Consider the following 12,325-nt stretch of genomic DNA (forward strand, 5'->3'; position numbering starts at 1 on the left):
ACATGAACGTACTGGATATCATCCGCGAAACCTCCGCACGGGAGACGACCCGCTTCTCGTTCGAATTGCTGCCGCCGCTCAAAGGCGACGGCACCCGCAGCGTCTTCACCACGATCGAAGCCCTGCGCGAATTCGACCCCGCCTTCATCAACGTCACCTTCCACCGCGAGAGCATCAAGGAGACGCTTACCCCCGACGGCCACATCGAGTGGCACCGGATGCGGCGGCGTCCCGGCACGGTGGGCATCTCGGCCGCGATCCGCGACCGCTTCGGCATCGAGGTGGTGCCGCACCTGATCTGCGGCGGCCTGTCGCGCTACGACATCGAGGACGCGCTCATCGACATGGACTTCCTCGGGCTGCACAACGTGCTGGCGCTGCGCGGCGACTGCGGCCCCAACGAACGCCATTTCATGCCCCATCCGCAGGGGCACTCCCACGCCATCGACCTCGTGCGGCAGATCGCGGCGATGAACCGCGGCGAGTTCGTCGACGGCGAAGTGGAGGAGTGCCACCACTCGAAATTCTCGATCGGCGTGGCGGGCTATCCCGAAAAACACGTCGACGCCCTCGACGCCGAAAGCGACCTGCGCCACCTCAAAGCCAAGGTCGACGCCGGCGCCGACTACGTCATGACGCAGATCTGCTACGACGCCGACCGCATCCTGGCCTTCATCGGCCGCTGCCGCGAAGCGGGGATCGACGTGCCGGTCATCCCGGGCGTGAAACCCCTCTCGACGCTGCGGCAGCTCACGCTGCTCCCCGAAACCTTCGCCATCGAACTGCCCGAAGCACTGTACAGCGAAGTCCGGGCGCACGCCGACCGCCCCGAAGCGATCCGCCGCATCGGCGTGGAGTGGGCCGTCGACCAGTGCCGCCGGCTGAAAGCCGCCGGCGTACCGGTGATCCATTTCTATACCATGGGCCGCGCCGAGAACGTGCGCCAAATCATCAAGGAGGTATTCTGACCATGGCCGACGAGCTCGACATCATCGCTTTCCGCCGTGCGCTGCACCGCCGTCCCGAACTCTCGTTCCGCGAGACCGGGACGCACGACCTCATCGCCCGCACGCTCGACGGGCTGGGCATCGCCCACCGCACCGTCGCCCGCACGGGCGTCCTGGCACGCATCGAAGGCCGCGGCAATCTTCGTCGTGCGGTCGTCCTGCGCGCCGACATCGACGCGCTGCCGATCCGCGAACAGGCCGACGTGGCGTGGCGCTCGCTCAACGACGGGGTGATGCACGCCTGCGGCCACGACGTCCACACGGCCGTGCTGATGGGTGCCTTGCAGGAGCTCAATCGTTCGCGCGACTTCGAAGGGACGCTTCTCGGGCTCTTCCAGCCGGGCGAGGAGTGCAACCCCGGAGGCGCGTCGCTGGTGCTGGCCGAAGAGCCTTTCGCCGACTACGACGTGCGGGCCGTGGTAGGCGAGCACGTCGAACCGTCGCTCGAAGTGGGCACCTTCGGATTCCGCGCGGGCAAATACATGGCTTCGAGCGACGAACTGCGCTTCACCGTACACGGCACAGGAGGCCACGCCGCACTGCGCAATCAATTGCACGATCCCGTAGCCGCCGCCGCCGAACTCGTCGGCGGACTACTGGCCCTCAACCTGCCGGAGCGCGTCCTCTCGATCGGCCGCATCGAGGCCGACGGCGCGACGAACGTCGTCCCCGACGACGTCCGGCTCGAAGGGACGCTGCGCACCTTCGACGAGGCGCTGCGCTGCGCCTCCTACGACGCGATCCGCGAAATCGCCGCCTCCGCCGACCGCCGGTACGGCACACGGACGGCCGTCGACATCGGGCGGGGCTATCCCTGCGTGGTCAACGACCCCGCCCTCGCCTCGCTCGCCCGCAGCCTGGCTGCCGAGCGGTGGCAGGCCGTCGACCTGCCGCTGCGCACGACGGCCGAAGACTTCGGGTTCTACACCCACCGCTATCCGTCGCTGTTCTACCGGCTGGGCGTCGGCACGGCGTCGGGGAAACCGCATACATCGACCTTCTCGCCCGACGAGAAGGCCATCACCACGGGCATAGCCTTCATGCAGGCGCTGGCCCTCAAACTGTTGAATGAAAAATGACAAGAACGAAAAAACAAACCCATAACGGCGACGAACGCGCCGCGCTGATCTTGGAACTGTTCCGGCAGCTGCCCGACAACAAATTCTCGCTGCGCCACCTCGCTTCGGCATCGGGCGGCGCAAGCAAGGAGGGCCGCCGCGAGACGATGCAGATCGTCGAACAACTGCTCGCAACGGGCGTCGTCGAGAGCTGCCCGCGCGACAAATACCGCCTGAGCCCCGCCCAGCGGCCCCGACTCGAAGGCACGGTCGAGATGCTGAATACCGGCTCGATGTTCGTGCATGTCGAAGGCATGGAGCAGCAGGTCTACATCCACTCGCGCAACTCGCTGAACGCTCTCGACGGCGACCGCGTGCAACTGGTGCTCACGCGCAAGGCACGGGGTTCCAACGCCCCCGAAGGCGAGATCACCGCGATCGTCGAACGCAGCCGCAAACGCTACGTCGGCACGGCCGAAGTCAACGAACACAATGTCTTCGTGCGTATCGACTCGCGCAAGATGCCCGTCGACGTCTACCTCCACAAGCGCGACTGCCCGAACGTGAAAAACGGCGATAAGGTCGTCGTACGCATCGCCGAATGGGCGCCCGGCTCGAAAAGCCCCGTGGGCGAACTGGTCGACATTCTGGGTAAGGCGGGCGAGAACGACACCGAGATGCACGCCATTCTGGCCGAATACGACCTCCCCTACCGCTTCGAGCCGGAGGTCGAGGCGGCAGCCGAAGCCATCGACGGGCGCATCACCCGCAAAGACTACGCCGAGCGGCGCGACTTCCGGCAGACGGTGACCTTCACCGTCGATCCGGCCGACGCCAAGGACTTCGACGACGCGCTGTCGGTCCGCAAAGTCCGCGACGGCGTGTGGGAAGTGGGCGTCCATATCGCCGACGTGACGCACTACGTGCGGCCGGGTTCGGTGGTCGACACCGAAGCCGAAGCGCGCGGCACGTCGGTCTATCTGGTCGACCGCACCGTGCCGATGCTGCCCGAACGGCTCTGCAACGAACTCTGTTCGCTGCGGCCGCACGAGGAGAGCCTCTGCTTTTCGGCGGTTTTCACCCTCAACGAGAACCTCGAAATCCTCGACGAGTGGTTCGGCCGCACGGTGATCTACTCCGACCGCCGCTTCGCCTACGAGGAGGCGCAGCAGGTGATCGAGACCGGCCGGGGCGACTACGCCGAAGAGATCCTTACGCTCAACCGGCTGGCGCAGGCCATGCGCCGCGAGCGGTTCCGCAACGGCGCGATCAGCTTCGACCGCGCCGAGGCCAAATTCCGGCTCGACGAGAAGGGCCGGCCGCTGGGCGTCTATTTCAAGGAACAGAAGGAGGCCAACCAGATGATCGAGGAGTTCATGCTGCTGGCCAACCGCCGCGTTGCCGAGTTCTGCGGCAAGGTCAGAGGGCGCAAGTCGGGCCGCACGATGGTCTACCGCGTCCACGACGAACCGAACGTCGACAAGTTGCAGAGCTTCCGGCAGTTCATCCTGCGCTTCGGGCACGTCTTCAAAGCCTCCGAGGGACGTCCCGTCGCCAAGGAGATGAACAAGCTCTTCCAGAAGGTCAAGGGCCGCCCCGAAGAGAACGTCGTCACGACGCTGGCCGTACGTTCGATGGCCAAAGCCTACTACACCACCGACAACATCGGCCACTACGGACTGGCCTTCCCCTACTACACCCACTTCACTTCGCCGATCCGCCGCTATCCCGACATGATGGTGCACCGCCTGCTGGCACGCTACCTCGAAGGCGGCAAGACGACCGACAAGGCGGCATTCGAAGCACTGTGCGAGCACGCCTCGGAACGCGAAGTGATCGCCGCCGAGGCCGAACGCGCCTCGATCAAATACAAGATGGTGGAGTTCATGCAGGCACGCCTGGGCGAGGAGTTCGCCGGCCACATATCGGGCATCACCGAGTGGGGCATCTTCGTCGAGATCGACGAGAACCACATCGAAGGGCTGGTGGCCATGCGCGACATGCACGACGATTTCTACGACTTCGATCCGGCCGAATACACCGTGACGGGCCGCTCGACGGGCCGGCGCTTCACGCTGGGCGATGCCGTGCGCATCCGCGTCAAGCGCGCCGATCTGCAAAAACGCCAGCTCGACTTCGACATGGTGCTACCCGACGCACCCCGCACCGACACCCCGCAGCGAGGCCGCCGGAGCCCGCAGGTAAAACGCCGCCGCTGACATGACGACCGACCGCATACTCGACAAGGCCGTGCGGCGCGAGCCGCTCACGCGCGACGAAGCCTATGCGCTCTACGAATGCACGCCCGTGCAGGAGCTGGCCGCAGCGGCCGACGCCGTGCGGCGTGCGACGGTCGCCGACCCGACGGTCGTGACGTGGCAGATCGACCGCAACGTCAATATCACCAACGTCTGCATCTCGGGCTGCAAGTTCTGCAATTTCCACTGCAAGCCCCACGATACGCAGCGCGCCTTCGTCACCTCGCGCGAGGAGTACCGCGAAAAGATCGCGCAAACGCTTGCGCTGGGCGGCGACCAGCTGTTGTTGCAGGGCGGGCTGCATCCGCAGCTCGGCATCGACTTCTACGAGGAGCTGTTCCGCGACCTGAAACGGATGTTCCCCCGGATCCGGCTTCATGCGCTCGGTGCGCCCGAAGTGGCCCACATCGCCCGCATCAGCGGTCTGACGACGCTCGAAACGCTGCGCCGGCTCATGGCCGCCGGACTGGATTCGCTGCCGGGCGCCGGAGCCGAAATTCTCGACCCCGACGTGCGGCGCGCGATCTCGCCCGCCAAGCCCTCGGTGGCGTCGTGGCTCGCGGTGATGCACGAAGCCCATACGCTGGGGCTGGCCACGTCGGCCACGATGATGTACGGCCACGTCGAGCAGCCGCGCCAGCGCGTCGACCACCTGCTCGCGATCCGCGATCTGCAAGCGCGCTGCCCCGAAGGGAAGCCCGGCTTTCTGGCCTTCATCCCGTGGATCTTCCGCTCGACGGGCACGCGGCTCGAAGCCGAAGGGACGTCGACCGATTTCTCGCCGCTGGAATACATCCGCATCATCGCCGCCAGCCGGCTGATCCTGAACAACATCCCCAACATACAGGCGTCGTGGCTCACCGTCGGCCGCCAGACGGCGCAGGCGGCGCTCCACAGCGGCGCCAACGACATGGGGTCGATCATGATCGAGGAGCACGTCGTCTCGTCGGCCGGCGCCGACAACCGCTTCGACGCCGAAGGCATCCAGCAGGCGATCCGCGAAGCGGGCTTCACGCCGCGCCTGCGCAACCAACTCTACGAACTGCGGCCGTGGCCGCTCGACGACACGCTCCGATGAACCGCCCTGCAACCCTCCTCGTCCTCCTGCTGGCCGGACTGCTCGCCGGCTGCGGCGGCGGTTCCCGGCCGACCGGCATACGAGCCGCCGAAACGCCGGCCGACGACGTGGCCGAATACCAGCCCCGCTGGCGGTCGCACACGGTCGACTCGACGCAGTACCGCAAGGTCTTCCTCGCCGGCACGATCGACATGGGACGCAGCGCCGACTGGCAGGCGGCTCTCGTCGCCCGCTTCCGCGACAGCATCGGCGGCCGCTGGCTCTTCTTCAACCCCCGCCGTCGGGAGTTCCATGCCTCGCCGGCCGAAATGGAATACCAAGTCGCGTGGGAGCTGGCGCACCTCGAAGCGGCCGACCTCATCGTAATGAATCTGCTGGGCGACAGCCGCTCGCCGATCTCGCTGCTCGAAATGGGACTTTACGCCCGTTCGGGCAAGCTGTTCGTGGCGTGCAGCCCCGACTACTACCGCTACGACAACGTGCGCATCACCTGCCGGCGCTACGGCGTGCCGCTCTACGATTCGCTGACGGCACTGCTCGACGACCTGCCGCAACAAAGCGACGAATGACATGGAAGGATTTCTGGACACGGCCACGCAGCTCTGCATCGACTGGGGCTATTGGGGACTTTTCCTCTCGGCCTTCGTGGCGGGGAGCATCGTCCCGTTCAGTTCGGAAGCGGTGATGGTCGTACTCGTCCGCTTGGGACTCGACCCCGCACTCTGCCTGCTGGCAGCCGCCACGGGCAACACCGCAGGCGGCATGACCTGCTACTGGATCGGTCATCTGGGCAAACGCGAATGGTTCGGCCGCTACCTCGGCATCGGCGAAAAACAACTCGACCGTGCCGGACGCTTCCTCGCAGGAAAGGGGGCATGGAGCGCCTTTTTCGCCTTCCTGCCCTACGTCGGCGAAGCGATCGCCATCCTGCTGGGACTCATGCGCAGCAACGTGTGGATCACCACGCTGGCCATGTTCGCGGGCAAGGCGCTGCGCTACGTGGCTGTCCTCTACGCCGTGCAAGGCGCAATATCGCTGTTGTAGGGCGCGCACGGCGCGATTGTTGCACATCCGACAGAGCGTTATGAAACGAATCATCGCAGGGGGAATCGCCCTCATGGGAATTCTCCTCACGGTAAATGCACAAACCATGAAACCGCTCACACCCGACGAACGCCGGATCATCGTCGACAAGGGAACCGAGGCTCCCTTCACGGGAAAATACTACAAGCACAGCGAGCGCGGCCTCTACCGCTGCCGCCAGTGCGGCGCGCCGCTCTACCGTTCGGAGGACAAGTTCGATGCGGGGTGCGGCTGGCCCGCCTTCGACGACGAGATCGCAGGTGCGGTACGCCGCACGCCCGACGCCGACGGCCGCCGCACCGAGATCACCTGCGCCCGCTGCGGGGCGCATCTGGGGCATGTCTTCACGGGTGAACGCTTTACCGACAAGAATACGCGCCACTGCGTCAACTCCCTCTCGCTCGACTTCGTGCCGGCCGCGGAGTCGTCCGACCGGACCTCCTCCGAGGCGGCCGCCACGACCGAAACGGCGATCTTCGCCGGCGGTTGTTTCTGGGGCGTGGAATACCTGCTGGAACAACAGCCCGGCGTCCTCTCGGTCGAAGCGGGTTACACCGGCGGCCGCACCGACCGCCCTACCTACGAGGAGGTGTGCAGCCATACCACGGGACACGCCGAAGCGGTGCGCGTGACCTTCGATACGTCGAAGGTCTCCTACGAAACGCTCGCACGCCTCTTCTTCGAGATCCACGCCCCTACGCAGATCGACCGCCAAGGGCCCGACATCGGCGACCAGTACCGCTCCGAAATCTTCTACACCTCGCCCGAACAACGCGCCGTGGCCGAACGGCTCATCGCCCTGCTCCGCAGCAAAGGTTACCGCGTCGCCACGCGCGTGACGCCGGCCGGCCCCTTCTGGCCCGCCGAAACCTGTCACCAGGACTACTACCGCCGCCGGGGAACGCTCCCCTACTGCTACGCCTACACCCGCCGCTTCTGAGGTCTCCTCGCTACTTCCAGAGAGTTTCTTCCGGTCGACCGCCGTGTCACACCGTTAAAAAAAGAGACGATATGGAAAATCTGAACACCACTCCCCTGCCGCGCATCGGCGACAAGGCCCCGTCGTTCGAGGCCGTCACTACGCAAGGCCCGATCCGCTTTCCGGAAGATTATGCCGGACGCTGGATCATCCTTTTCAGCCACCCGTCGGACTTCACGCCCGTCTGTACCTCCGAATTCATGACCTTCGCGGCGCGCAGCGACGAATTCGAAGCGCTCAACTGCCAGCTCGTCGGACTCTCGGTCGACGGACTGTACAGCCACATCGCATGGCTGCGCACGATCCGCGACAAGATCGTCTACCGCGGAATGCAGCACGTCGAGGTGCGCTTCCCGCTGATCGCCGATCTGCGGATGAAAGTCGCCAACCTCTACGGCATGATCCAGCCGGGCGAAAGTTCGACGTCGGCCGTCCGAGCCGTCTTCTTCATCGACCCCGACGCCACGATCCGCGCCGTGATCTACTATCCGCTGGCGCTGGGCCGTAACTTCGACGAGATCAAACGCGTGCTCGTCGGCCTGCAAACCGTCGACCGCTTCAACGTGGCGCTGCCCGCCGACTGGCATCCGGGCGACGAAGCGATCGTGCCCACCGCCTCGTCGTCGGCCGCTGCCGAAGAGCGCATGACCCGTCCCGACGAAGGGACGCAGTGTTACGACTGGTTCTTCTGCACGCGGCCGCTGCCGCAGGAAGAGCTCGAAGAAGTTCCCGTACAATAACCGCAAAACAACCGCAATCATGGCAATCACGCAACTGACCAAAACCGAATTCTCGGAAAAAATCGCCAACCTCGACTCCGCCATCTCCGAATGGCACTATCTGGGCTCGCGACCGGCCATCGTCGACTTCTATGCGACCTGGTGCGGCCTCTGCCGCACGCTCGCACCGATCCTGGAAGAGCTCTCCGAGGAGTACGCCGGCGAAGTGGATATCTACAAGGTCGACATCGACCGCGAACAGGAGCTGGCCGCAGCCTTCGGCGTGCGCTCCGTCCCCACGCTGCTCTTCATCCCCGCCCGGGGAATGCCGCAGATGGCTACCGGGGCATTGCCGAAGGAGACGCTGCGCGAAGCCATCGGCGAGCTGCTGCTCAAACTCCCCGCCGCCGAGTCCTGATCCCGCAGAGAAACGACAACGAAGGGGCGTCACTGATGTGACGCCCCTTCATGTTTGCAGACGGATTCCTCCGCTTAGAACATATATTTGATACCGAACTGCATCGTCCAATAGGAACCGATATCGGGTTTGTAGGTACGATCCAGCGAAATGTCGTTGCCGTAGATGTCCTTCAATCCGTTGGTCATCTTGTATTGAAGCGTATAGTCGTTGGCCGCCGTCGGCTTCTGCGTGACGGACAAGAACTGATACTGCTGACCGTTCGTCCCCAGATACTGCGAGTAGCTTACACCCCAGTTGCGGTTGAGCAGGTTGAGGAAGTTGTCGATGTTGAAACTGAATCGCAACTTGTGCTCGCGACCGTTGCGCTGCGGAACGATGATGTCGTGCGAAATGCTCAGGTCGAGCTGATTGGCGAAGGGTGCCACGGCGCCGTTGCGCTTAGTGTACTCGCCGCGGTGCTTGCTCAGATAGGCGTCCTGCTCGATGAACTTGTCCATCGCCTGCCAGGCATTCTCCCAGGCCTGCGCCTCGTCGAAATCCTTGTCACCGGCCATGTTGCCGTTGTTGTCGGCGAAACCGTCGGAAACCAGATGGCCGACCGCTTCGTCGCGGTTGGCCGGCACGTAGATCAGGTCGTTGGCCGTCTGACCGTCGCCGTTGGCGTCGCCGCCGTAGCAGTAGGAGAAGCGGAAAGGACGGTAACGCTGGTAGACCAGACCGAAGTTGGTCGCACCGTGCTTGCCCCAGCGTGCCGTGTAGAAGGCGCTCAACAACAGCCGCCCGTCGAACGAGCCGGCCGAATAGCCCAGCTCCTCGCTGTTGACAGCCACCTTCTGCGTATATTTCCAGGCCGACGTAGCCACCGACGACGTACCGTCGGTCACGCTGCGCGCCGTACCCATCGTATACGATCCATTGAGGTAGAGACCGCGCAGCGGCCCCTGCACGAACTCCTTCTGAATTTGGAGCGTGGTGTAGAACGAGTAGCCCTTGTTCGTATTGCGAAGCATCACGACGTGCGAAGCGGCGCCGTTTTCTCCGTTCATCGGGTTGAGCGTCTTGTTCTCGGCGTAATATCTCCCCGTGAAGGCCGTGCGCTGTCCTTGACCGCCGTCGTTCACGTATTTGCCTTCGGCGACCTCGATACCGATGTTGTCATGGTAGATCGCATTGACATCCTTCGTGTAGAGGGCTTCGAGCGTGAATACCCAGCCGCGCCACTTGTAGTCGAGCGCAAGATTGCTCTTCCACAGGCTCGGATACTTGAAATCGGGATCCGTCACGGCGATCTCGGCACGGGAATAGGCCGCCTCGGCGGGTTTGTACATATTGGCGTTCTGATCGATGCTGCCCAGGAAACCGAGATTTTTCAGCGCCTCGCCTTCCATGTCGATCGACCCGAAAAGCACGCCGTTGTTGCCCGCCTGATTCGAAATCCAGACATAGGGAGGCGTGCCCGTGAAGAGTCCCGTACCGCCGCGCAACTGCAACGAACCGTCTTCGAGCGGTTTCCAGTTGAAGCCCACGCGCGGCGAGAACTGCGGGTGCACGCCCGGATATTTCGAAACGTCGACCTTGATGCCGTCACGATAGGTCTCGGCCGCCACGCGCGGATTCTCAGGCAGGTCGGTCATGAAAATCGGCATATCGACGCGCAGACCGAACGTCAGCGAGAAACGGTTGCTGGGCGTCCACTTGTCCTGCACGTAAAAGCCGAGTTGCAGCACGTCGATCTCGGCGAAGGGGAAGCCCTCCATAAGCGAATACTTCTGCAAGTAGTGCGTCTGCCCCGTACCGGCGCTGTTGGCAAGACCGCCGTTGACCACGCCCTTCAGACCGAACTGCGAGGGGTCGTACTTGGTAATGTCGAAGCCCGTCATATTGCCGTGCGAAGCCATGTAATCCTTTGCGGCCAGCACGTTGAACTTGAAGTCGTCGATCGACGAAAAGACCCACGAGCCCGGATAGTTCTGCGCGAAGCCGTTGCTGAAACTGCGATAGTCCGACTGCGTGCCGACGGTGATCTGGTGACGGCCGTAGTTCATCGTGAAGTTGTCCTGAATCTGGAAGATGTCGGTATCGAGCTGGTTGTTGTAGGAGTTGGCCTCGGTACCGAAGACCGTATAGCTCGATCCGTCTTTGAGGATGTCGACCTGCGGGAAGAAACCGCCGTCCATGTCGCGATAGTCGCGCAGACGCGAGTACCCCACCTTCAACGTGTTGGACATGTGGTCGTTGATCGTCGAGTTCCAGTCGGCCATGACGATGTTGAAATCGTTGTTCGTGCGGTAGTAGCTCGACGAGAAGGGCATGGCATAGGCGTTGGGGCCGCGTCCGTTGGCAGGAGCGCCCGACGTCGAAGGTGCGTTCGTATTATAGGATTTCAGGTAGTAGTACTTCAACGAGAAGGTATTCCGATCGTTGATATTCCAGTCGATACGCGCCGTAAGACGATCGGCCCGCGTCTCGGTCTTCGACAGATCGTAACCGCCCGGATTGTAGTTGAACTGATCGCCGAGAAACTTGGCCAGATCGTCCAGATCGGCAGCCGAGACACGCGAATCGGCCAGACGGTTCGAGATCGGTTCGTCCTGACGGTCCAGCTCGCCGTTGACGAAGAAGAAGAGCTTGTTCTTCACGATCGGGCCGCTCAGGCTCACACCGTACTGACGATTGGAGAACTCCGACACCTGACCGACATAGTCGCGCACGCGGCGGCCCTGCAACTCGGGACTCTTGGTATACATATAGGCCGAAGCGTGCCACTCGTTGGTACCCGACTTGGTCACCGAGTTGATACCGCCGCCCGTGAAGCCGCCGTTGCGCACGTCGTAGGGAGCGATCATCACCTGCACCTGCTCGATCGATTCGAGCGAGATGGGCTCCGTACCCTGGGCGCCCAGCGCCGACGACAGGCCGAACGAGTTGTTGAACGACGCACCGTCGACGGTCACGTTGTTGAAACGATACGACGTACCGGCGAAATTCTTACCGCTCGACATGGGCGTCAGTTTGACGAATTCATCGAGCGAACGGCTCGTCGTAGGCAGTTTCTCCATCATTTCGAGCGTCACGACCTCCTGCGCGCCCGTGCGGTTGGCATTGAAGACCGGATTGGCCTTGCCTACGACCACCACTTCACCAATCGACTGCGAGTCTTCGCGCAACACGAAGTCCAACGTAGCCTCCTCGCCGATGGTCAGATAGATTCCCTCGATCTTTTCCGTATTGCAGCCGATAAAGCTGACCTCCACATCGTAAGGACCTCCCACACGCATACCGCCCAAGTTGAACTGGCCGTTGCGTGTCGATGCCGTAGCATACTGCGTACCCGTCGGCGTATGCACGGCGACGATCGTCGCACCGATGATCGGCTGGCCGTCGGTGTCGGCGACGCGACCGCTCATGCTCGACGTCGTCACCTGTGCCGAAGCCGTACAGAATGCGAACAGCGACAAAAATAAAAAGGCAAGTTTCCTCATAAGTATAAGTTTAGATTAATAAAAAGGGAGATTTCCATTCGTCTACGGCATCCGGCTCCGAAAAACAGAGTCGCCATGCCACCCGTTACCCGTTGTCTTTTCGGATCGATCCGTAACATAAATCTGCTGCAAAGATAACGCTTTCCTACAAATTATAAACGCTTACCTATATATTTATGAAAATCCGGCCGCTTTTACCTCCGAAACGCAAGTGGTCGGACTCACGACGTGAGTCCGACC

Annotated in this window: 10 protein-coding genes; 9 read left to right on the plus strand and 1 reads right to left on the minus strand. The window is 62.9% G+C overall.

The genetic code is table 11. The annotated features are described in order from the left end of the window. The first annotated feature begins 2 nt into the window (after nucleotides 1-2). The 9 genes from FMF02_RS02765 to trxA all read left to right on the plus strand — a co-directional run bounded on the left by FMF02_RS02765 (nucleotide 3) and on the right by trxA (nucleotide 8,600). Nucleotides 3-968, plus strand: a complete 966-nt coding sequence (locus FMF02_RS02765; protein WP_141412136.1) for a methylenetetrahydrofolate reductase — start codon at nucleotides 3-5, stop codon at nucleotides 966-968. Between the two features lie 2 nt (nucleotides 969-970). Next, complete coding sequence (locus FMF02_RS02770; protein WP_141412137.1) at nucleotides 971-2,086, plus strand: M20 metallopeptidase family protein; 1,116 nt, start codon at nucleotides 971-973, stop codon at nucleotides 2,084-2,086. After that, nucleotides 2,083-4,284, plus strand: a complete 2,202-nt coding sequence (gene rnr, locus FMF02_RS02775; protein WP_141412138.1) for a ribonuclease R — start codon at nucleotides 2,083-2,085, stop codon at nucleotides 4,282-4,284. Before FMF02_RS02770 ends, rnr begins: the two co-directional genes overlap by 4 nt. Nucleotide 4,285: 1 nt before the next feature. Continuing rightward, the gene (locus tag FMF02_RS02780) at nucleotides 4,286-5,401 is read left to right on the plus strand and encodes a CofH family radical SAM protein (RefSeq protein WP_141412139.1); all 1,116 of its coding nucleotides are present in this window, start codon (nucleotides 4,286-4,288) and stop codon (nucleotides 5,399-5,401) included. Then, nucleotides 5,398-5,970 carry a nucleoside 2-deoxyribosyltransferase domain-containing protein gene (locus FMF02_RS02785; RefSeq protein ID WP_019131340.1) on the plus strand — a complete coding sequence of 191 codons (573 nt, stop codon included), beginning with the start codon at nucleotides 5,398-5,400 and terminating at the stop codon, nucleotides 5,968-5,970. The genes FMF02_RS02780 and FMF02_RS02785 overlap by 4 nt, the downstream gene beginning before the upstream one ends. A gap of 1 nt (nucleotide 5,971) precedes the next feature. Further along, nucleotides 5,972-6,445, plus strand: a complete 474-nt coding sequence (locus FMF02_RS02790; protein WP_179952778.1) for a YqaA family protein — start codon at nucleotides 5,972-5,974, stop codon at nucleotides 6,443-6,445. A gap of 106 nt (nucleotides 6,446-6,551) precedes the next feature. Continuing rightward, nucleotides 6,552-7,424, plus strand: a complete 873-nt coding sequence (locus FMF02_RS02795) for a bifunctional methionine sulfoxide reductase B/A protein (RefSeq protein ID WP_141413546.1) — start codon at nucleotides 6,552-6,554, stop codon at nucleotides 7,422-7,424. Nucleotides 7,425-7,495: 71 nt separating this feature from the next. Continuing rightward, a complete protein-coding gene (locus FMF02_RS02800) occupies nucleotides 7,496-8,203 on the plus strand; it encodes a peroxiredoxin (protein WP_019131343.1) in 708 nt (235 codons plus the stop codon). A 19-nt stretch (nucleotides 8,204-8,222) separates the two neighbouring features. Continuing rightward, on the plus strand, nucleotides 8,223-8,600 hold the full coding sequence (gene trxA / locus FMF02_RS02805) for a thioredoxin (RefSeq protein WP_141412140.1): 378 nt from the start codon (nucleotides 8,223-8,225) through the stop codon (nucleotides 8,598-8,600). Between the two features lie 74 nt (nucleotides 8,601-8,674). On the opposite strand, the gene FMF02_RS02810 is transcribed toward trxA, so the two are convergent. Then, on the minus strand, nucleotides 8,675-12,085 hold the full coding sequence (locus tag FMF02_RS02810) for a TonB-dependent receptor (RefSeq protein WP_141412141.1): 3,411 nt from the start codon (nucleotides 12,083-12,085) through the stop codon (nucleotides 8,675-8,677). Nucleotides 12,086-12,325 lie beyond the last annotated feature (240 nt).

The organism is Alistipes communis (assembly GCF_006542665.1).
GTDB lineage: Bacteria > Bacteroidota > Bacteroidia > Bacteroidales > Rikenellaceae > Alistipes > Alistipes communis.

What these genes read in the sequence shown, in the direction of transcription:
- rnr (WP_141412138.1), top strand. Translation starts at nt 2,083, where the DNA reads ATGACAAGAACGAAAAAACAAACCCATAACGGCGACGAACGCGCCGCG.
- FMF02_RS02800 (WP_019131343.1), top strand. Translation starts at nt 7,496, where the DNA reads ATGGAAAATCTGAACACCACTCCCCTGCCGCGCATCGGCGACAAGGCC.
- FMF02_RS02790 (WP_179952778.1), top strand. Translation starts at nt 5,972, where the DNA reads ATGGAAGGATTTCTGGACACGGCCACGCAGCTCTGCATCGACTGGGGC.
- FMF02_RS02810 (WP_141412141.1), bottom strand. Translation starts at nt 12,085, where the DNA reads ATGAGGAAACTTGCCTTTTTATTTTTGTCGCTGTTCGCATTCTGTACG.
- FMF02_RS02795 (WP_141413546.1), top strand. Translation starts at nt 6,552, where the DNA reads ATGAAACCGCTCACACCCGACGAACGCCGGATCATCGTCGACAAGGGA.
- FMF02_RS02785 (WP_019131340.1), top strand. Translation starts at nt 5,398, where the DNA reads ATGAACCGCCCTGCAACCCTCCTCGTCCTCCTGCTGGCCGGACTGCTC.
- trxA (WP_141412140.1), top strand. Translation starts at nt 8,223, where the DNA reads ATGGCAATCACGCAACTGACCAAAACCGAATTCTCGGAAAAAATCGCC.
- FMF02_RS02780 (WP_141412139.1), top strand. Translation starts at nt 4,286, where the DNA reads ATGACGACCGACCGCATACTCGACAAGGCCGTGCGGCGCGAGCCGCTC.
- FMF02_RS02765 (WP_141412136.1), top strand. Translation starts at nt 3, where the DNA reads ATGAACGTACTGGATATCATCCGCGAAACCTCCGCACGGGAGACGACC.
- FMF02_RS02770 (WP_141412137.1), top strand. Translation starts at nt 971, where the DNA reads ATGGCCGACGAGCTCGACATCATCGCTTTCCGCCGTGCGCTGCACCGC.